Source organism: Methylobacterium sp. WL8, assembly GCF_008040045.1.
GTDB classification, from domain to species: domain Bacteria; phylum Pseudomonadota; class Alphaproteobacteria; order Rhizobiales; family Beijerinckiaceae; genus Methylobacterium; species Methylobacterium cerastii.
Genome location: NZ_VRVF01000061.1, coordinates 1 through 18,863 on the forward strand (window position 1 = coordinate 1; position 18,863 = coordinate 18,863).

Sequence of the window (18,863 nt, forward strand, 5' to 3'; positions counted from 1 at the left end):
CGGCCGGGCCGGCGAAGATCGCGTTGCCGGGCGAGACGCCGACGACGGTCGCGCCGCGGCGCTCGCTGGCATCGAAGCCGTAGCCGGCGTTGATACCGAAGTAGGCGCCGGTCCAGGTGAACACCGGAACGGGCGTGAACACCGGCGGCGGTGCGCGACGCGGAAGGTCGGCAGCGGACGCGGCGGCGGTGAGGCCAACGAGCACGGTGGTGGCGAGGAGAAGGCTCTTCATTTTTTCTGGGTCCTGATTGGCAAAGCCGAGGTGGTTCTAAACCGGGTTGCCCGCTCGGTCTGTCGCTTTCCTGCAACAAGCTCGGCTAGATGAACCGGAAGCCGTCAACGAAAGGTGAAGGTTACGCCCGGCTTACCCGATGTCGTTCGCGTGTGTGTTTTGGCGCACATGGCTGGGGGAAGAAGATCAAATGGATTTCCCGCCGGGGTTCTGTTGTTCAGATTTGCGCGCCGCGGTCGCGGAAGGCGGCCCAGTGCTTATCAAATGATAAAGGGCGCCGCCGGCGCCGGCACTTTATTTCCGGTCGCAGACGTGGCTCCGTTCGTAAGGCCGGGATTAACCCTGTGGCGTCATCCTCCACGCGAACGGACGCACGGGCGACCCGGGGGGGATCACGATGGGCGAGGATTATGAACCGGCGCCGTCGCACGGCACCCTGCGCTGGGCGATCCAGACAGCCGGCATCGCCGGTTTGTTCGGTCTGGTGGCCGTCCACCACTTCGCGCAACCGGATCGCATCCCGCCCGCTTCGACCCACGTCGCCCAATCCGGAATAGCCCGCGGCGTCATCGATCCCGAGACCACCGGCTCGATCGCGCAGGGCGCTCGCGCGGTGAGACTCGACCCCTGCGGCCTGTCGGGCGGGACGCACGCGCTGCGTCCGTGAGGACGGCACGGCCGTTTCACACGGGGAAACCCCCCTCGGCCGGCGGCCTCCAATTGACAAGTGGTAGCAAGGGCCTAAGTGTCCCGCGCATCCGCAGGTGCGACGGGCTTGCGTTCCGACAGGCCGTCGCCGCCGTCGCCGCGAGGACGTTCTCCGCGCCGGCCTGCTTGACCCCGCGCGTAACGGTTCTCAAAAGATTATGTCATTTGCCGATCTCGGATTGAGCGACAAGGTCCTCCAGGCCGTCACCGCCGCCGGCTATACGGAACCGACGCCGATCCAGAGCCAGGCGATTCCGCACGTCCTAGCGCGCCGCGACGTGCTCGGCATCGCGCAGACCGGCACCGGCAAGACCGCGGCCTTCACCCTGCCGATGCTGACCATGCTCGAGAACGGGCGTGCCCGCGCCCGGATGCCGCGAACCCTCATCCTCGAGCCGACGCGCGAACTCGCGGCGCAGGTCGTGGAGAACTTCGACCGCTACGGCACCAACCACAAGCTCAACGTCGCGCTGATTATCGGTGGCGTCTCCTTCGCAGACCAGGATGCGAAGCTGACCCGCGGGACCGATGTGCTGATCGCGACGCCGGGCCGGCTCCTCGACCATTTCGAGCGCGGCAAGCTGCTTCTGAGCGGCGTCGAGCTGCTGGTGATCGACGAGGCGGACCGCATGCTCGACATGGGGTTCATCCCCGACATCGAGCGCATCGTGAAGATGGTGCCGTTCACGCGCCAGACGCTGTTCTTCTCCGCGACCATGCCGCCGGAGATCGAGCGCCTCGCGGACATCTTCCTGCACAACCCTGAGCGGATCGAGGTGGCGCGCGCCGCCTCCACCGCTTCGACCATCGTCCAGCGCCTGGTCGCGACCTCGTCGGACGGCAGCGCCAAGCGTGATCGCCTGCGGCGGCTGATTCGCGGCGAGGCGGACCTCAAGAACGGCATCATCTTCTGCAACCGCAAGCGCGACGTGGCGCTGCTGCAGAAGTCGCTGGTCAGCCACGGCTTCGATGCGGCTGCCTTGCACGGCGACATGGACCAGCGTTCGCGCACAACTGCCCTCGACGCCTTCCGCGGCGGCGAGACAGCGCTGCTGGTGGCCAGCGACGTCGCCGCCCGCGGCCTAGACATCCCGGCGGTGAGCCACGTCTTCAACTTCGACGTGCCGAACCATCCCGAGGACTACGTCCACCGCATCGGCCGCACCGGCCGCGCCGGCCGCTCGGGGGCGGCCTTCACCCTGGTCAGCCGCAGCGACGACCGCTCGCTGCAGGCGATCGAGTCGCTGATCGGCCAACCGATCCCGTGGATGGACGGCGACCTCGATACCGCTGCGACCGCCACCACTGTGCCCGCGGCCGAAGAGGACGGAGAGCCCCGCACCCGTCATCGCGGACGCTCCACCGACACGTCGCGGCGCGGCCGGAGGGCTCCGGCCGAGGCCGATGCGCCGCGCGAGGCCCGGTCGTCCAGGGCGCGCCGTGGGTCGCCAGACGCCGAACCAACGGCCAACCTAGAGTCGCCCCCTCCCGAGGAGGCGCCTCCGCGCCGCGAGGCCCGCAGCCGGCAGGACGAGCCTCGGCGCGAGACTCCACAGCGTCAGAGGGCCGAGGTTCGGCCGCGCACCGAGCGGCCCAGCGCTCCCCCTCCGCGCCCGGTTCAGGAGCGGTCGCGCGACGACCGCGGCCACGGGAGGCGGCGCGACGAGGACGGCGACACGCCGGTCGGCCTCGGCGATCACGTGCCCGCCTTCATGTTGCGTTCGGCGGCGATCAAGAAACAGGACTGACGTCATATCCGCGACCTTGGCCTTAACGGTCCGTCCACGCTCCTTGAGGTAGCTAGTGACGTCGGTTCCGTTCGCATCACGCGCCGGGACCGTGACGGACCGACGGGGATCGGATGAGCGACGGGCAGTACGCAGACCGTGATCGCAGCTTCGCCTTGGCGCAACGCGCCCAGGAATTGATGCGCGATTACGGGCCTTCCGCGACCCCGCGGGCCTATGCCGTCTGGTACACCTACGTGTCCGGCGACCGCCCCTTGATGAACGACGCGATCAAGCGGCTCACCGCGCAGAGCGAGGGGCTTTCGCCGACGGACATCGACGAACTCTACGACACGTATCTCGACGGCTCGCGCTACGCCGCCGCCGCCGGGGAGACCGGCGCGACGATGCTGGCCGAGATCGAGGGCGTCATGGAGATGCTCGACCTCTCCCTCGGCTCGGCGGCGCAGTACGGTGAGTCCCTGCGTGCGTTGAGCCTCGACCTCTCGGTCTCGACCCTGAACCGCGCACGCCTGCGCGAGATCGTGGCGACCCTGGTCGCCACCACCCGCGAGGTGGCATCCAACAACCGCACCCTCGAAGCGCGGATGCGCGAGAGCCGCACGGAGGTCGAATCGCTGCGCGAAAAGCTCGAGGCGACCCGGATCGAGAGTCTGACCGATCCGCTAACCGGACTTGCGAACCGCAAGCACTTCGAGGAGATGCTGCAAAAGGCCCTCGACGGCGCGGCCCGCGGCGCCCAGCCGAGCCTGATCGTCCTCGACATCGACTTCTTCAAGCGCTTCAACGATCTCTACGGCCACCTCATCGGCGATCAGGTGCTGAGGCTGGTGGCGGTCGTGATGCGGGAAAGCGTCGAGAAGGGCGCGATGCTCGCCCGCTTCGGCGGCGAAGAATTCGGCATCCTTCTGCCGAACGCCACCCGCGAAACTGCCCGCGCCATCGCCGAGAAGGTCCGCATCAGCGTCATGGGCCGGGAGCTGATGAAGCGTTCCACCGGCGAGTCGCTCGGCAAGGTCACGATCTCGCTCGGCGTCGCGACCTACCGCCGTGGCGACAACCCGGTCTCGCTGCTGGAGCGCGCCGACCTGTGCATGTTCGCGGCCAAGCGTTCCGGCCGCAACCGCACGCTCGACGACGCGACCACGGCCGAACTCGCCGCCGCGGTCGCCTGATCCGAAAAGGCGTCGTTCAGGCCGGGGCGAGCAACCGCTCCGGGCCGACCGGCGTGATCGCGACGGATTCGCCGCAGCCGCAGGCCGAGGTCTGGTTCGGGTTGTTGAACACGAACTGCGAGGCGAGCTTGGACGTTTGGAAGTCCATCTGCGTGCCGAGCAGGAACAGCAGCGCCTTCGGATCGACGAAGACCTTCACGCCGCGATCCTCGACCATGTCCTCGCCGGGCTTGCGATCCTCGGCATATTCCATCGTGTAGGACATCCCGGCGCAGCCGCCGTTCTTCACGCCGACCCGAAGCCCGGCGATCGGCCGGTCTGCGTCGGCGATGATCGCCTTGATGCGGTCGGCTGCCGCGTCCGTCAGCGACATGACCTTGAAACTCGTGGACATCGGTGTCTCTCCGGCAGCCGGGTTCAAGGCCCGGGCGGTTGAGGGTGAGCGTACGGCGTTAAGATAAGGATCGCGACGGGCGTGGTCTACACCCGCGCCCGAGCCATGTTAGGATCGTCGCGGTCGATCGGAGGGGCCCATGGGCGAGCCGGCAATTCGCAGAATGAGCGCGGACGAGTTCTTCGCGTGGCAACGCGACCAGGACGGGCTCTACGAACTCGTTGACGGCATCCCGGTGCCGCACGTGAAGATGATGACCGGAGCGAGCGTCCAGCACGACCGGGCCACCGTGAACATCATCGCATCGCTTCATGGGCAGTTGCGCGGATCCGGCTGCCGTCCGACGACCGACGACGTCGCGCTGCGCACCAGCATCACGACGATCCGCCGCCCGGACATCACCGTGGAATGCGGCGACCTCGCTCGCGACACCTACGAGAACCGTTCGCCGCGCCTCGTCGTCGAGGTGCTGTCGCCCTCGACCAGCAGCATCGACCGGTTCAAGAAGCTCGACGAATACCGGCGTCATCCGACGTTGCGCTACATCCTGCTCGTCGAGACCCGCTTCTCCGGCGCCGTCCTCTATCGCCGGGACGAGGATGGGGGCGCCTGGGAAACCTCGGCCTACGAAGCGATGACGGACCGGATCGACCTGCCCGCCATCGGTGCCGCCCTGGACCTCGCCGACATCTATGAGGACATGACGTTCGAGCGCGAGCCGGAGCCGCCGCGCTGATCGGCCAGCCTCACCACATGTCGAGGGCGACGCGGGCCTCGTCGGACATGCGGCTCTGATCCCACGGCGGATCGAACACCATCGTCACCGCGCAGGACTGGACTCCCGGCACTTTGGCGACCGCATCCTCGACCCAGCCGGGCATCTCGCCGGCGACCGGGCAGCCCGGCGCCGTCAGCGTCATGTCGATGGCGACCTTGCGGTCGTCGTCGATGTCGACCTTGTAGATCAGGCCGAGCTCGTAGATGTCGGCCGGGATCTCCGGATCGTAGACGGATTTCAGTGCCGCCACGATGTCGTCGGTCAGGCGGTCGAGTTCCGCCGGCGGCACGCCCTCGGCCCCCGCGACCTTCGGCGTGTTCGCGCCCCCGGTGATCGTCGCATCGCTGCTCATCGTCGTCTCCTTCTCGGGCCGCCGCCAAGCGGCCGCCATGTCCATACACTCAGGCGAACATCATCTCGGCGCGGGCCAGCGCCTCGGCCAGCACATCGATCTCGGCGCGGGTGTTGTAGAGCCCGAACGAGGCGCGGCAGGTGGAGGTGACGCCGAAGCGCGTGAGCAGCGGCATGGCGCAATGCGTGCCGGCGCGGACCGCAACGCCGGAGCGGTCGATCACCGTCGCGATGTCGTGGGCATGCGCGCCCTTCATCTCGAAGGCGATTACGCCGCCCTTGCCCTTGGCGTTGCCGATCTGGCGGACGGAGTTCATCGCGCCGAGCCGCTCCTGCGCGTAGGCCGTGAGGTCGGCCTCGTGGGCGGCGATCTTCTCGCGGCCGATCCCCATCATGAACTCCAGCGCCGCACCGAGGCCGACGGCCTCGACGATCGCGGGCGTGCCCGCCTCGAAGCGGTGCGGCGGGTCGTTGTAGGTGATGGCGTCCTGGCTCACCGTGCGGATCATCTCGCCGCCGCCCTGGTAGGGCGGCAGGCGGTCGAGCCATTCCTTCTTGCCGTAGAGCACGCCGATCCCGGTCGGGCCGTAGACCTTGTGTCCGGTGAAGACGAAGAAGTCGCAATCGAGAGCCCGCACGTCGATCGGCTGATGCACCGCGCTCTGCGCGCCGTCGAGGAGCACCGGCACGCCGTGGGCGTGGGCGATGCGCACGATCTCCGCCGCCGGCGTGACCGTGCCGAGCACGTTCGACATCTGCGTGATCGCGACCATCTTGGTGCGCGGCGTGAACAGCTTCTCGTATTCCTCGACGAGGAAGTTGCCGTCGTCGTCGACCGGCGCCCACTTGATCACCGCCCCGCGCCGCTCGCGTAGGAAGTGCCACGGCACGATGTTGGAATGGTGCTCCATGATCGAGAGGATGATCTCGTCGCCCTCCCCGATCATCCCGCCCCAGCCCATCGACGACGCCACGAGGTTGTAGGCCTCGGTGGCGTTGCGGGTGAAGATGATCTCATCCGTGGACGCGGCGTTCAGGAACTGCCGCGTCGTCTCGCGCGCGCCCTCGAACCCTTCGGTCGCCGCGTTGGCCATGAAGTGCAGGCCGCGGTGGACGTTGGCGTACCCGGTCTCCATGCATGCCACCATCGCGTCGATCACCGCACGCGGCTTCTGCGACGAGGCGGCGTTGTCGAGGTAGACGAGCGGCTTGCCGTAGACCTTTTCGGAGAGGATCGGGAATTGCGCCCGGATCGCCTCGACGTCGTAGGCTGGATGCAGCATGGGTGCGTTCATGGTCGCGACCTTCGATCCGGGTTGTCGTTCACAGCGTCGCCCCTCCCCGGCGCCATCCTCATTCCGATACGCTGGAGTGAGGCGGCTTTCGGAAGCCACCGGATGCGCTGAAGTTCTCCTGCGAGAGTCGCCAAGGCGGCCCCCTCCAGAAAAGGGCGGGGAGGGATACCGCGACGCGAAGGGTTCACCCCCGCGACGCGAGCCACGCCTCGATCTCGCCGATCAGCGCGGCGCGTGCACCTTCGTGGGTCACAGATTCCACCGCCTCGCCGACGAAGGCCTGCACCAGCAGGCTCTCGGCGATCGGCTTCGGCAGGCCGCGGGCCATGAGGTAGAAAAGGAGATCCTGGTCCGGGGCGCCGCATGTGGCGCCGTGGCCGCAGGCGACGTCGTCGGCGAAGATCTCCAGCTCCGGCTTGTTCATCATCTGCCCCTCGTCGGAGAGGAGCAGACAATCCGACTTCATCTTGCCGTCGGTCTTCTGCGCGATCTGGCGGACAATGATCTTGCCCTGGAACACGCCGGTGGCGTCCCCGTCGATCACCGTCTTGAACATCTCGCGGCCGACGCCGCCGACCGCCGCGTGGTCGGCGAGCAGGGTCGAATCCGCAAGCTGCCCGTTGCCGAGCATCGTGGCGCCGTTGACGACGGCGTTCACGTTCTCACCCGCGACGTGCATGAAGATCTGATGGCGCGACAGGACCGCGCCGGTAACGAGGTTCACGGTCTCCAACCGCGATTCGTCGTCGAGCCGGACGCTGATCGTCGACAGGGCGATCGCCTTGTCGCCCTCGCGGTTGATGCGCGCGTGCCGGAAGGCGGCATGCTTGCCGACATGCACGTCCAGGGCGTCGTTGGGCTGGTAGGTCAGCCCGTTCGGCCCTTCATGCGTCTCCAGCAGGGTGAACTCGGCACCGTCGGCGACCTCGACCAGCACTCGCGTCGCGGTCGAGAAACCCTCGGTCCCGGCGCCGACGAAGCGCAGGTGCAGCGGGGTCTTGACCTTGGCGCCGGCCTCCACCGAGATCAGCGCGCCGTCGGCGAGGAAGGCCGTGTTGAGCTGGTAGATCGGGTTCTCTCGCGCCTGCGCGACGGGGGCGAGGTTCTTGAGGCGCGCATCGCCCTGGCTGAGGGCGTCGTTCAACGGCGACACCGAAACGCCGGCCGGGACGCGATCGAGGTCCGACAGCTCGCGGATCAGGTGCCCGTTGACGAAGGTCAGGCGTACCGCCTCGATCGCCGAGAACGCGGTCGCGGAGGCGACGGCGGCCTTGGCCACGTCGAGGGACGGTGCGTCGGCCGGCGGCGCGGCTTCCTGCATCGCGGCGCGCAAATCGGTGTACTTGAACGCCTCGACGCGGCGGCTCGGCAGCCCGGCCGCCTCGAAGAAGCGGAACGCCTCTTCGCGGTCGATCGCTTTATCGCTGCCGAAGCCCTTGCGGGCGGTCTCGAACAGGGTCGAGAGACCGGTCTCGGCCGAGGTGCGGAGGTTGGCGATGTCGGCCATTGGCTTACGCGGCCTCGTTGGTGCGGTACTCGGCGTAGCCGGACGCCTCGAGCTCCTTGGCGAGCTCCTTGCCGCCGGTCTTCACGATCAGGCCCTTCGACATGACGTGGACGGTGTCGGGCACGATATAGTCGAGCAGGCGCTGGTAGTGGGTGATGACCAGGAACGAGCGGCCTTCCGCGCGTAGCGCGTTCACGCCCTCGGAGACAATGCGCAGCGCATCGATGTCGAGGCCGGAATCGGTCTCGTCGAGCACGCAGAACTTCGGCTGCAGCAGCGCCATCTGCAGGATCTCCATGCGCTTCTTCTCGCCGCCAGAGAATCCGACGTTGAGGGCGCGCCGGAGCATGTCCTTGTTGATCTCGAGCTTCTCGGCGGCCGCGTTGACCTTCCGGATGAAGTCGGGCGTGGCGATCTCAGCCTCGCCGCGGGCGCGGCGCTGGGCGTTGAGGCAGGCCTTGAGGAAGGTCATCGTGCCGACGCCGGGGATTTCCAGCGGGTACTGGAAGGCGAGGAACACGCCGGCGGCTGCGCGCTCGTCGGCGCCCATCTTCAGCACGTTCTGGCCGTCGAGCAGGATCTCGCCGTCGAGGACCTCGTAGTCCTCCTTGCCGGCGATGACGTAGGAGAGCGTCGACTTGCCGGAGCCGTTCGGCCCCATGATCGCGGCGACTTCGCCGTCGTTCACTGTGAGGTTCAGGCCGTTGAGGATGCGGTTGTCCTCGATCTGCACGACGAGGTTCTTGATTTCGAGCATGTTGGCTTAGTCCCGTAAGAATTCGTATCCCGCGCTTCGTCGGCGCGAAGGGCGCCTCCCCCGTAAGGGGGAGGGCATTTCAAAGCGTCTGGCCGAGGCGCGTCAGCCGACCGAGCCTTCGAGGCTGATCGAGATCAGCTTCTGGGCCTCCACCGCGAACTCCATCGGCAGCTGCTGCAGCACGTCGCGGACGAAGCCGTTGACGATCAGCGCGGTCGCCTCCTCTTCGGAGAGGCCGCGCTGGAGGCAGTAGAACTTCTGGTCCTCGGAGATCTTCGAGGTGGTGGCCTCGTGCTCGAACACCGCGCTCGCGTTCTTCGACTCGATGTAGGGCACAGTGTGCGCCCCGCACTGGTCGCCGATCAGCAAGCTGTCGCAGTTGGTGAAGTTGCGCGCGTTCGACGCCTTCTTGTGCGCCGAGACGAGCCCGCGATAGGTGTTCTGCGAGCGGCCGGCCGAGATGCCCTTCGAGATGATCCGGCTGGTGGTGTTCTTGCCGAGATGGATCATCTTGGTGCCGGAATCGACCTGCTGCATGCCGTTCGACACCGCGATCGAGTAGAACTCGCCGCGGGACTCGTCGCCGCGCAGGATGCAGGACGGGTACTTCCAGGTGATCGCCGAGCCGGTCTCGACCTGCGTCCACGAGATCTTCGAGCGGGCGCCGCGGCAATCGCCGCGCTTGGTCACGAAGTTGTAGATGCCGCCCTTGCCCTCGTTGTCGCCGGGGTACCAGTTCTGGACCGTCGAGTATTTGATCTCGGCGTCGTCCAGGGCGACCAACTCGACGACCGCCGCGTGCAGCTGGTTGTCGTCACGCTTCGGGGCGGTGCAGCCCTCGAGATACGAGACGTAGGAGCCCTTGTCGGCGATGATCAGCGTGCGCTCGAACTGGCCGGTGTCGCGCTCGTTGATGCGGAAGTAGGTCGACAGCTCCATCGGGCAGCGCACGCCCGGCGGGATGTAGACGAACGACCCGTCGGAGAAGACCGCCGAGTTCAGCGTCGCGAAGAAGTTGTCGGTCACCGGCACGACCGAGCCGAGGTACTTCTTGACGAGGTCCGGATACTCGCGGATCGCCTCGGAGATCGGCATGAAGATCACGCCGGCCTTCGACAGCTCGGCCTTGAAGGTGGTGGCCACCGAGACCGAGTCGAACACCGCGTCGACCGCGACGCGACGCTCGGGGGCGATGCCCTCCAGAACCTCGACCTCGCGAAGCGGGATGCCGAGCTTCTCGTAGGTCTTCAGGATCTCGGGATCGATCTCGTCGAGCGACATCGCCGCCGGGCGCTTCGGCGCGGCGTAGTAGTAAATGTTGTTGTAGTCGACCTTGTCGTAGGCGACCCGCGCCCAGTCCGGCTCCTGCATGGTCTGCCAGCGCTTGTAGGCGTCCAGGCGCCACGCGAGCATCCACTCCGGCTCGTTCTTCTTGGCGGAGATGAAGCGCACCACGTCCTCGGAGATGCCCTTCTCGGACTTCTCCATCTCGATGGTGGTCTCGAAGCCGTACTTGTACTGGTCGAGGTCGATCGAGCGGACCCGATCGATGGTTTCCTGCACGGCAGGCATCAGCGTCTCCTAAGCGTCGCCGGTTTCAAGGACCGGGGGCTTCCATGTGCGATGGCGCAGGCGCGGCCCTCAGGCCGCCAACCCTCGCCGTCTATATAGGGTCTCGACGACCCGTTCGAAGGCTCCGAGGAAGCGCGCAGTGTCGCCCTCCCCCGTATTCCAGCCAAGGCTGACGCGGAGCGCCCCTGTGGCCAACGCAGGGCTCACGCCCATCGCGGCGAGAACCGGCGACCGCGCGAGCTTGCCGGAGGCGCAGGCCGAGCCCGACGACACCGCCACGCCGGCGAGATCGAAGGCGATCAACGCGGTCGGCGCATCGACCCCAGGCACCGAAAAGCACAGGGTGTTCGGCAACCGCGCGGCGCCGCGGCCGAACACCACGGCGTCGGGCGCGCGGGCGAGGACCGCATCTTCGAGCGCGTCGCGCAACGTCGCGAGGCGCAGCGCGTCCGCGGCGAGGGCGTTGCGCGCGATCTCCGCCGCCTCGCCCATCCCGACGATGCCGGGAAGGTTCTCGGTGCCGCAGCGCAGCCGCGCCTCCTGCCCGCCGCCGCGGACGAAGGCCGCGTCGAGCTGGACGTCGTCGCGCAGCACCAACGCGCCGACGCCCTTCGGCGCGGCGAACTTGTGGCCCGACAGGGTCAGCGCATCGAGCCCGAGTGCTGAGACATCGAGCGGGATTTTGCCGACGGCCTGCACCGCGTCGCTGTGCACCAGGGCGCGGCCATGCGACCGCGCCAGGGCGACGACGTCTGAGATCGGCTGCACCACGCCGGTCTCGTTGTTGGCGGCGTGAACCGAGACGAGCACGTCCGCGTCGCGCAACGCGGCGAGGCGGGCGGCCAGCGCGTCGAGATCGATCACGCCGGAGGCCAGCACCGGCAGCACCTCGACGGCGTCCGCCGGGAAGCGGTGCCCCGCGGTGACGCAGGGGTGCTCGGTTGCGCCGACCAGCAGCCGCGTCGGCGCCGGGCGGCCCCGGCGGCGGAGCGCGCCGGACAGCACGGCGTTGGCGGCTTCCGTGCCGCCGCTGGTGAAGGTAACCTGCGGCGGCGTCGCCCCGACGAGTCGCGCGACGCGTTCCCGCGCCTCCTCCAGCATCGCCCGCGCCGCACGCCCCTCGGCGTGAACGGAGGACGGGTTGCCCGGAAGCGACAGCGCCCGCGCGACCGCCTGCGACACCGCCGGACGGACCGGAGACGTGGCGTTGTGGTCGAGATAGGCGCGGTCTGCTGTCATCCGATCTCCGACTGCCGAAAGATGCGACATTTCCTTGCTTTGGCACCGGGTCGGCGTGCTAAGCCGCGCCGACGACACGGTTTCGAAGCGCCGAACGGCGCTTCCGGGCTGGTCGGGGAAACGCCCGCAGCCGCGTTGTTTAGAATATTTCTAATCGCCTAGAATTATTCTAAGAGCGCTTTTACGTCCGGCGCGGGACGAGTCAAGGCGGTCGCGCGGACCGCTCAGGCTGAGGCGTACACGGCCATCGCGGCGGGCACACCCACGCGGCACGGCCACAGGAGTCGAGGAACTATGCCCGAGGTCATCTTCACCGGTCCCGCCGGCCGACTGGAGGGTCGCTATCAGGCCCCCAAGAAGCGGGGCGCGCCGATCGCGATCGTGCTGCACCCGCATCCGCAGTTCGGCGGCACGATGAACAATCAGATCGTGTACAACCTCTTCTACACGTTCGCGAACCGCGGCTTCGCGTCCCTGCGCTTCAACTTCCGCGGCGTCGGCCGCAGCCAGGGCGCCTTCGACCACGGATCGGGCGAGCTGTCGGACGCCGCCGCCGCGCTCGACTGGGTTCAGTCGGTCAACCCCGAGGCGAAGTCGTGCTGGATCGCCGGCGTGTCCTTCGGCTCGTGGATCGGGATGCAGCTGCTGATGCGCCGCCCCGAGATCGAGGGCTTCATCTCGATCGCCGCGATGGCCAACCGCTACGACTTCACCTTCCTCGCCCCCTGCCCCTCCTCGGGCCTGTTCGTGCACGGCTCCGAGGATCGCGTGGCACCGGCGCGTGAGGTGATGCCGGTGATCGAGAAGGTGAAGACCCAGAAGGGCGTCATCATCGAGCACCAGATGGTCGAGGGCGCCAACCACTTCTTCGACGGCAAGGTCGACGAGCTGACCCAGACGGTCGACACCTACCTCGACAAGCGCCTCGGCCGGAAGGAAGACGCGGTCTGAGCCGAGCGGCATTTTGCGGCAAACGAGAAGGGCAGGCGCCGAAACGGCGGCCTGCCCTTTTCGATTCGTGGCTCAAGCCGCCGCCCGATCGGACGGCGCCGTCTGCACCACCGGCACGGCCGGCGCGCCTTCCCACTCCGAATGGGCGGGGATCGATTCGCCCTTCATCACGATGGTGAGCGGGCGCAGCCGGGCGTAGTCGCCGACCTTGGTGTCGTAGAGCACCGTCGAGAACGCGCCGACCGAGACGCCCCGGCCGATCACGACGCGGCCGACCTTCATGATCCGGTCCTCGTAGAGGTGGGTCTGCAGGGCGGCCGTGCGGTTGATGGTGGCGAAGTCACCGATCGTCACGCAGTCGAACTCGGTGATGTCGGTGGTGAGCATGCACACCCCTTCGCCGACCTTCACGCCGAACAGCCGCAACGCCCAGGGGAGGAACGGCGTGCCCTGAAGGTGCTCGAGCAGCACCTTGCCCGCGAGGCCCCAATAGGCGACGGCGATCGCCTCGGTGCGCATCGCCCACCACGACCACATCGGCTGCATACCGGGCTGGTACACCCCCATCAGGACCCACTTCATGGCGATGACGGCGGCGGACTGGATCAGCGCTATCACGACGCTGACGGTGACGAAGCTGATCGCGAGCCCGCTCCAATCGCGCTCGAGGATGTTGGGGTAGAAGTACCAATCGATCGCGGTGATCGCGAGGGTGATGTAGAGCATCGGTGAGAACGAGGTCGCGAACGCCTCGAACACGCCGCGGCGGAGCTTCACCAGCGTGCCCGGCTCGTAGGTCTGGGCGAGCGTGCCGACGTCGACGCGCTGGCGCGAGGGCAGCTTGATCGGCGGCGAGCCGAACCAGGTGTCGCCCGGCGCCATCTCGGCGTTGGCGGGCGGCTTCGACTTGATGCCGATCAGCACGTCGTCGGGGATGTCGGCGCCCGGCGGGACCACCGCGTCGTTGCCGACGAAGACCCGCGCGCCCGTGCGGGCCGGATGGAGGTGCATCCAGCCGCGGCGGATCTCCTCCTCGCCGTAGACCACCTCGTCGGCGATGAAGTTGCGGCTGCCGACCTCGGCGAGGTCGTGGCGGCTGCCGAGGTTGGTCGAGATCTCGGCCCCCTCCCCCATCTGGGCGCCCATCAGGCGGTACCACGCCCGCATGTAGACGGTGGCGAAGAGCGAGGAGAGCGTCTCCAGCGTCACCTCGGCGGCGAGCGCCACCGACCACTTGCGCAGGTAGAAGCCCGACCAGATCGAGTAGGTGCCCGAGCGCCGACGCGGCAGCACGATCCAGCGGATGCCGGCGATGAGCAGCACCGTGCCCGCGGTCATCAGCATGGCCGTCGGCCACGTCAGCAGCGGCAGGTACCAGTGGTAATCGACGTCGGTGAAGTCGGACAGCGAATCCGAAATCTGGTCGAACAGGAAGAACGCGGGAAAGATCGGCAGCAGGCCGACGGCGGGGATGGCGCCGAGCAGCAGGACGTAGATTGCCATGAAGCCGGCCCGGCGCCGGGCCGAGGCCGGGGCCTGCCCGGGCAGGTCCGAGCCGTCGGCCATCCCGACCTTGCGGCCGGGCGAGCCGTCCCAGCTCTCGGCGGCGCCGACGCGGGTGCCGGCCGGAATCGTGGTCAGGTCGGCGATCTCGGCCGCGTCGCCGATCACCGTGTCGTGGCTGATGACGCAGGACGTGCCGACGGCCACGTCGCGGCCGATCTCGACCCGCCCGATCACGAGCTCGTTGCCGACGATCTCGGCGTTGGCGATGACGAGGCGGCCGCCGAGCGACGCGCCGTCGCCGATGATGAGCAGGTCGGGCGCGCCGATATCGATATCGGAGATCAGGGTGTCGCGGCCGACCTTCGCGCCCATCAGCCGAAGGTAGACGGCGATGGCGGGCGAGCCCTGCAGCCACTTGATGTGGACCAGAGGCGCCAGGCGCTGCGCCAGCCACCAGCGGAAGTAGTAGGCGCCCCAGAGCGGATAGCGGCCGGGCTTGGTCCGCCCGAGGACCAGCCACTTGGCGGCGACCGCGATCGTCGCCGTCACGGCGTTGATCGCCACGTAGACGAGGAGCAGCACGCCGAGCTCACCGAAAAACCCGAGGCCGCCGCCGGTGAGCAGCAGGTAGGTGACGAAGATGCCGAGCCACTGCGAGGTCGCGAGCGCGATGACGAACGGCAGGGCCACCGCCTGCGCCAGCCCGCACAGCGCGCGGCGCAGGAGCGGCGGCGGCACGAAGGCGAGGTCGCGGATCGCGGTCTCGATGCCGGCACCGCCGGTCCGCGCGATCAGCGCGTCCGAGATCCGGCGCAGGGTGCGCTCGCGGTAGACGTCCTGCAGCGTGATGCCGGCGAGCGCCGGCGCCTCGCGCACCGCCCCGACGAAGCGGGCGGCGAGCAGCGAGTGGCCGCCGAGGTCGGTGAAGAAGTCGCCGTCGAGGGCGATCGGCTGGTTGCCGAAGACCTGCTTGGCGGCGGCCAGCAGGGCCGCCTCGGTCTGGTTCTCCGGCGGCTCCTGCTCGCCGTCGGCTTCGACGACGGTCAGCGGCGCGACGCGCAGCGCCTTGCGGTCGACCTTGCCGGAGGTGAGGCGCGGCAGCACCTCGGCCGTCTCGAAATGGCCGGGCACCATGTATGGTGGCATCTGCTCGGCCAGCGTCCGGCGCAAGGCCGCCCGGTCGAAGGCGTGGCCGCGCTCGGGCACGAGGAACGCGACGAGCCGGTCGACGCCGTCTTCGCTCCGCAGCACCACCGCCGCCTGGTTGATGCCTCCCTGCGCCTGGATGCGCGATTCGATCTCGCCGAGCTCGACCCGGAACCCGCGGATCTTGACCTGGTCGTCGATGCGACCGTGGAACAGGATGTTGCCGGCGGCATCGAGAGAGACCGCGTCGCCCGAGCGGTAGAGCAACGGGTCGGCGCCGTCCGAAGCGTAGGGGTTGGCGATGAACTTGTCCGCGGTGAGTTCCGGCCGCTGCAGGTAGCCCTTCGCGACGCCGGGGCCGCCGATCAGCAACTCGCCCGGCTCGCCGCGCCCGAGCAGGCGCAGATCCTCGCCCGCAACGTAGACCGAGTAGTTCGCGATCGGCCCGCCGATGGTGACGGGCACGCCCGGACGCATCTCGGCGGCGGTCGCCACCACCGTGGCCTCGGTCGGCCCGTAGGTGTTGAACAGTTTTCGCGTCGGCGTCGCCCAGCGCGCGACCAGAGGCTCGGGCAGCGCCTCGCCGCCGAGCAGGATCAGGCGCACGCTCGGAAGGTCGCCGGTGATCATCGCGAGCAGCGTCGGCACGGTGTCGATCACCGTGACGTTGGCCCTCGCGATGATCCCGGGCAGCGATTCGACGTCGCCCATCATCGCGGGGCTCGCCACGAACAGGGTCGCGCCGACGAGGTACGGGACCCAGATCTCCTCCATCGACAGGTCGAAGGCGACCGAGGCGCCCTGGAACACCACGTCGTCCGGCGCCATCCCGTAGAGCGCGTTCCCCGAACGCAGGAAGTGGCAGATGTTGGCGTGGCTGATGACGATGCCCTTCGGCACGCCGGTCGAGCCGGAGGTGTAGATCAGGTAGGCGGGGTGCTGTGGCGTCAGCCCGGCGGCGCGGAGGTCCGGCGCCGCCGCGTCCGCCGGCGTGTCCGCGAGCAGGGCGTCGAGGGTCAGGGCGGGGGCGACGGCGGGCGCGCCCGGCGCCAGCGCGGCCGAGACCAGCAGGGCCTTCGCGGCGGCGTCCTCGAGGCAGACCGCGACGCGGTCGGCGGGTGCCTCGGCGTCGAAGGGCAACCACGCGGCACCCGAGAGGGTGATGCCGACCTGCGCGGTGAGCAGGTCCGGCCCGCGGGCCATCCACAGGCCGACCACGTCGCCGGGCCCGATCCCGCGGCGCGCGAGCGCGGCGGCGATCCGTCCGGCGCGGGCGAAGACCTCGGCATAGGTGACGTGCGGATGCCGGCCGGCGGAATCGGTCGCCGCGCCGTCGATCAGCGCCGGATGGTCCGGCCGGGCGCGCGCGGTCTCGGCGAAGATCTCGCCCAGCACCTCGTCGCGGATCAAGTCCGGGCGGACCGGGCCGTGCAGCACGGCGCGGTCGGATGCGGTCGCCCCGGGGTGCCGGTCCGCATCGGGCCGGATCATCTCGCCGAGGCTACTCATCGAATGCTCCGCTTCCGGCTCCCTCGTGAAGCCGGCTTCCCGTCTATCTCGCATGCGCAACCGGCCGGCGATCGGAGCGCGTTCCTGACGCCGGATCGTGCCGTTATCGAGGCAGTCCGCCGACCGGGACGGGACCCTGCGAACCGGCCCCGACGCCCGGGTGTATACCTCACCCTTGAACGGGTCTTGAATGACGAATACGAAATCTCACGCCCAGCGCCATCCGGCCGCGTCCACCACGAGCACGGCGCCCTGGCGGACGGCGATGCGGGGGGCGGCCTTGATGTCGAGATGGCCGAGCGCGACCAACATCGCGCGGGCGACGCCGCCGTGGGCGACCACCACGGTCGACCGCCCGAGGTCGGCGAAGACCGGCGCGACGCGCTCGGTCAGCATCGCGTAGCTCTCCGCGCTGGAGCCGGACGGACGGTAGCCCCAGCGGTCACGGTCGCGCGCGCTGGCGCCGCCGGGATCGCGTCGGCGGATCTCGGCCCAGGTCTGCCCCTCCCAGGACCCGAAGTCGATCTCCATCAGGCGGGGATCGCTGCGGTAGCCGGCGGGCGCGAGGCCGAGGCGGTCGCGCAAAATTTCCATGGTCCGCCGCGTGCGCAGCAACGGGCTCGCGATGAACTCGGCCTCGGCGATGCGCTCGCCCGCGAGCGCCGCGAGCCGATCCGCCGCGTCGGCGGCCTGGACCTGTCCGACGGCGTTCAAGGCGATGTCGCGCTGACCCTGCAGGCGGCCTTCCGCGTTCCAATCGGTCTGGCCGTGCCGGATGAAGTAGATCGTCGAAATGGGCTTCACGCTCCGGCGGTCCCGATCGGTGCACTCACCCGTGACGTCCGTGACGGCGGTCTCGCGGAAGGGGGGCGGTCATGGCGGCGCGGTCCATCGGGCAGTGGCGGTCTTGTGGGGCTCGGGTCGCCCCGCATGCAAAGCGGGTGCCCGATCTAGGCCGGAAGGCGATCGGCCGGTAGAAGGTCTGTCCATGAGCAAGAAGCACCGCAAGACGGATGAGCGCCAGAAGGCGGGGACGACCGGTGTGACAAACTCGCCGGACCGTTCCGCCGCCGCCGCGCGGCGCAAGGCGCCGTCCTCGTCCCTGTGGGCCGCGGCGACCAGCGAGATCGCCGGGACCGCTCCGGCGCTGGTCGCCGCCCACTTGCCGGCCCCGGTCGCGGCGGCGGACGGGATCGTCACCGTCGCCCCGGGGCGCCGTTTCGATCTGGCGGAGGTCGACGCGAACGCCGACGGCAGCCTCGACAAGGATTGGGCGAAGGCTGCGCTGGCGACCGAGCGTGCGCGGATTCAGGCGCTGCAGGAAAAACTCTACGCCGAGCGCCAGCGCAGCCTGCTCGTGGTGTTCCAGGCGATCGACACAGGCGGCAAAGACGGCACCATCCGCGCCGTCTTCGAGGGGGTGAACCCGCAGGGCTGCAGCGTCGCCTCGTTCAAGGTGCCCTCGATCGAGGAGCGCGACCACGACTTCCTGTGGCGCTATCACCAGCGCACCCCGGCGCGCGGCATGATCGGCGTGTTCAACCGCAGCCATTACGAGGACGTGCTGGTGGTGCGGGTGAAGGACCTCGTGCCGGAGCCGGTCTGGCAGGCGCGCTACGGCCTGATCAACGACTTCGAGCGCCTACTCACCGAATCCGGCACCCACATCCTCAAGTTCTTCCTCCACATCTCGAAGGACGAGCAGAAGGAGCGCCTCGAGGCGCGGATCGCAGACCCCGAGAAACACTGGAAGTTCGATCCGGCCGACCTCGTCGAGCGCAAGTCCTGGGACGCCTACCAGACGGCCTTCTCGGATGCGCTCACCCGGTGCTCGACGCCGCACGCGCCCTGGTACGTGGTGCCCGCCAACCGGAAGTGGTTCCGTAACCTCATCATCGCCCGCACCATCGCGGACACGCTGGAGGCGATGGACCCGCGATTTCCCGAGGCGCAAGCGGGCGTCGCGGAAATGACCGTGCCGGATTGAGGTGCGAA

Annotated in this window: 15 protein-coding genes and 1 pseudogene; 6 read left to right on the top strand and 10 right to left on the bottom strand. The window is 68.7% G+C overall.

Going from position 1 to position 18,863, the window contains the following annotated elements; genetic code table 11:
* Window positions 1-232 (bottom strand): annotated as a pseudogene (locus FV234_RS19140) (porin family protein); the annotation flags it as partial.
* A gap of 397 nt (window positions 233-629) precedes the next feature.
* Between FV234_RS19140 and FV234_RS19145 the strand changes: the two are divergent.
* From FV234_RS19145 to FV234_RS19155, 3 genes are all read left to right on the top strand, one after another.
* Window positions 630-899: a hypothetical protein gene (locus FV234_RS19145; RefSeq protein WP_147831047.1), complete on the top strand. Its 270-nt coding sequence runs from the start codon at window positions 630-632 to the stop codon at window positions 897-899.
* Window positions 900-1,098: 199 nt separating this feature from the next.
* On the top strand, window positions 1,099-2,688 hold the full coding sequence (locus tag FV234_RS19150; protein WP_147831049.1) for a DEAD/DEAH box helicase: 1,590 nt from the start codon (window positions 1,099-1,101) through the stop codon (window positions 2,686-2,688).
* 113 nt (window positions 2,689-2,801) lie between these two features.
* The gene (locus FV234_RS19155; RefSeq protein WP_147831051.1) at window positions 2,802-3,863 is read left to right on the top strand and encodes a GGDEF domain-containing protein; all 1,062 of its coding nucleotides are present in this window, start codon (window positions 2,802-2,804) and stop codon (window positions 3,861-3,863) included.
* 16 nt (window positions 3,864-3,879) lie between these two features.
* On the opposite strand, the gene sufA is transcribed toward FV234_RS19155, so the two are convergent.
* On the bottom strand, window positions 3,880-4,257 hold the full coding sequence (gene sufA / locus FV234_RS19160) for a Fe-S cluster assembly scaffold SufA (RefSeq protein WP_147753102.1): 378 nt from the start codon (window positions 4,255-4,257) through the stop codon (window positions 3,880-3,882).
* A 163-nt stretch (window positions 4,258-4,420) separates the two neighbouring features.
* Between sufA and FV234_RS19165 the strand changes: the two genes are divergently transcribed.
* Window positions 4,421-4,993, top strand: a complete 573-nt coding sequence (locus tag FV234_RS19165; protein WP_238273256.1) for a Uma2 family endonuclease — start codon at window positions 4,421-4,423, stop codon at window positions 4,991-4,993.
* Window positions 4,994-5,003: 10 nt separating this feature from the next.
* Here FV234_RS19165 and FV234_RS19170 read toward each other — a convergent pair whose 3' ends face one another.
* The 6 genes from FV234_RS19170 to FV234_RS19195 all read right to left on the bottom strand — a co-directional run bounded on the left by FV234_RS19170 (window position 5,004) and on the right by FV234_RS19195 (window position 11,756).
* Window positions 5,004-5,387 carry an SUF system Fe-S cluster assembly protein gene (locus FV234_RS19170; protein WP_147726384.1) on the bottom strand — a complete coding sequence of 128 codons (384 nt, stop codon included), beginning with the start codon at window positions 5,385-5,387 and terminating at the stop codon, window positions 5,004-5,006.
* Between the two features lie 49 nt (window positions 5,388-5,436).
* Entirely contained in the window at window positions 5,437-6,681 is a 1,245-nt protein-coding gene (locus tag FV234_RS19175; RefSeq protein ID WP_147831055.1) for a cysteine desulfurase, read from the bottom strand.
* A gap of 184 nt (window positions 6,682-6,865) precedes the next feature.
* Window positions 6,866-8,188, bottom strand: a complete 1,323-nt coding sequence (locus FV234_RS19180) for a SufD family Fe-S cluster assembly protein (RefSeq protein ID WP_147831057.1) — start codon at window positions 8,186-8,188, stop codon at window positions 6,866-6,868.
* 4 nt (window positions 8,189-8,192) lie between these two features.
* A complete protein-coding gene (gene sufC / locus FV234_RS19185; protein WP_147831059.1) occupies window positions 8,193-8,945 on the bottom strand; it encodes a Fe-S cluster assembly ATPase SufC in 753 nt (250 codons plus the stop codon).
* A gap of 102 nt (window positions 8,946-9,047) precedes the next feature.
* Window positions 9,048-10,517: a Fe-S cluster assembly protein SufB gene (gene sufB / locus FV234_RS19190; protein ID WP_147753107.1), complete on the bottom strand. Its 1,470-nt coding sequence runs from the start codon at window positions 10,515-10,517 to the stop codon at window positions 9,048-9,050.
* Between the two features lie 69 nt (window positions 10,518-10,586).
* The gene (locus FV234_RS19195; RefSeq protein WP_147831062.1) at window positions 10,587-11,756 is read right to left on the bottom strand and encodes a cysteine desulfurase family protein; all 1,170 of its coding nucleotides are present in this window, start codon (window positions 11,754-11,756) and stop codon (window positions 10,587-10,589) included.
* Window positions 11,757-12,050: 294 nt separating this feature from the next.
* Between FV234_RS19195 and FV234_RS19200 the strand changes: the two genes are divergently transcribed.
* Window positions 12,051-12,707 (top strand): alpha/beta hydrolase, encoded by a 657-nt coding sequence (locus tag FV234_RS19200; RefSeq protein WP_147831064.1) that lies wholly within the window; start codon window positions 12,051-12,053, stop codon window positions 12,705-12,707.
* A 72-nt stretch (window positions 12,708-12,779) separates the two neighbouring features.
* Here FV234_RS19200 and FV234_RS19205 read toward each other — a convergent pair whose 3' ends face one another.
* Both FV234_RS19205 and FV234_RS19210 read right to left on the bottom strand, forming a co-directional pair.
* Window positions 12,780-16,868: a Pls/PosA family non-ribosomal peptide synthetase gene (locus FV234_RS19205; RefSeq protein WP_147831066.1), complete on the bottom strand. Its 4,089-nt coding sequence runs from the start codon at window positions 16,866-16,868 to the stop codon at window positions 12,780-12,782.
* Between the two features lie 207 nt (window positions 16,869-17,075).
* On the bottom strand, window positions 17,076-17,672 hold the full coding sequence (locus FV234_RS19210; RefSeq protein ID WP_147764123.1) for a histidine phosphatase family protein: 597 nt from the start codon (window positions 17,670-17,672) through the stop codon (window positions 17,076-17,078).
* A gap of 184 nt (window positions 17,673-17,856) precedes the next feature.
* Here FV234_RS19210 and FV234_RS19215 point away from each other — a divergent pair, with 184 nt between their 5' ends.
* Window positions 17,857-18,855 carry a polyphosphate kinase 2 family protein gene (locus FV234_RS19215; protein ID WP_147831068.1) on the top strand — a complete coding sequence of 333 codons (999 nt, stop codon included), beginning with the start codon at window positions 17,857-17,859 and terminating at the stop codon, window positions 18,853-18,855.
* Window positions 18,856-18,863 lie beyond the last annotated feature (8 nt).

Excerpts from the sequence above, each read along its gene's own strand:
- FV234_RS19180 (WP_147831057.1), bottom strand. The coding sequence starts at position 8,188 with ATGGCCGACATCGCCAACCTCCGCACCTCGGCCGAGACCGGTCTCTCG.
- sufB (WP_147753107.1), bottom strand. The coding sequence starts at position 10,517 with ATGCCTGCCGTGCAGGAAACCATCGATCGGGTCCGCTCGATCGACCTC.
- FV234_RS19150 (WP_147831049.1), top strand. The coding sequence starts at position 1,099 with ATGTCATTTGCCGATCTCGGATTGAGCGACAAGGTCCTCCAGGCCGTC.
- FV234_RS19215 (WP_147831068.1), top strand. The coding sequence starts at position 17,857 with ATGAGCAAGAAGCACCGCAAGACGGATGAGCGCCAGAAGGCGGGGACG.
- FV234_RS19145 (WP_147831047.1), top strand. The coding sequence starts at position 630 with ATGGGCGAGGATTATGAACCGGCGCCGTCGCACGGCACCCTGCGCTGG.
- FV234_RS19165 (WP_238273256.1), top strand. The coding sequence starts at position 4,421 with ATGAGCGCGGACGAGTTCTTCGCGTGGCAACGCGACCAGGACGGGCTC.
- FV234_RS19195 (WP_147831062.1), bottom strand. The coding sequence starts at position 11,756 with ATGACAGCAGACCGCGCCTATCTCGACCACAACGCCACGTCTCCGGTC.
- FV234_RS19155 (WP_147831051.1), top strand. The coding sequence starts at position 2,802 with ATGAGCGACGGGCAGTACGCAGACCGTGATCGCAGCTTCGCCTTGGCG.
- FV234_RS19200 (WP_147831064.1), top strand. The coding sequence starts at position 12,051 with ATGCCCGAGGTCATCTTCACCGGTCCCGCCGGCCGACTGGAGGGTCGC.
- FV234_RS19170 (WP_147726384.1), bottom strand. The coding sequence starts at position 5,387 with ATGAGCAGCGATGCGACGATCACCGGGGGCGCGAACACGCCGAAGGTC.
- FV234_RS19205 (WP_147831066.1), bottom strand. The coding sequence starts at position 16,868 with ATGAGTAGCCTCGGCGAGATGATCCGGCCCGATGCGGACCGGCACCCC.
- sufC (WP_147831059.1), bottom strand. The coding sequence starts at position 8,945 with ATGCTCGAAATCAAGAACCTCGTCGTGCAGATCGAGGACAACCGCATC.
- sufA (WP_147753102.1), bottom strand. The coding sequence starts at position 4,257 with ATGTCCACGAGTTTCAAGGTCATGTCGCTGACGGACGCGGCAGCCGAC.
- FV234_RS19175 (WP_147831055.1), bottom strand. The coding sequence starts at position 6,681 with ATGAACGCACCCATGCTGCATCCAGCCTACGACGTCGAGGCGATCCGG.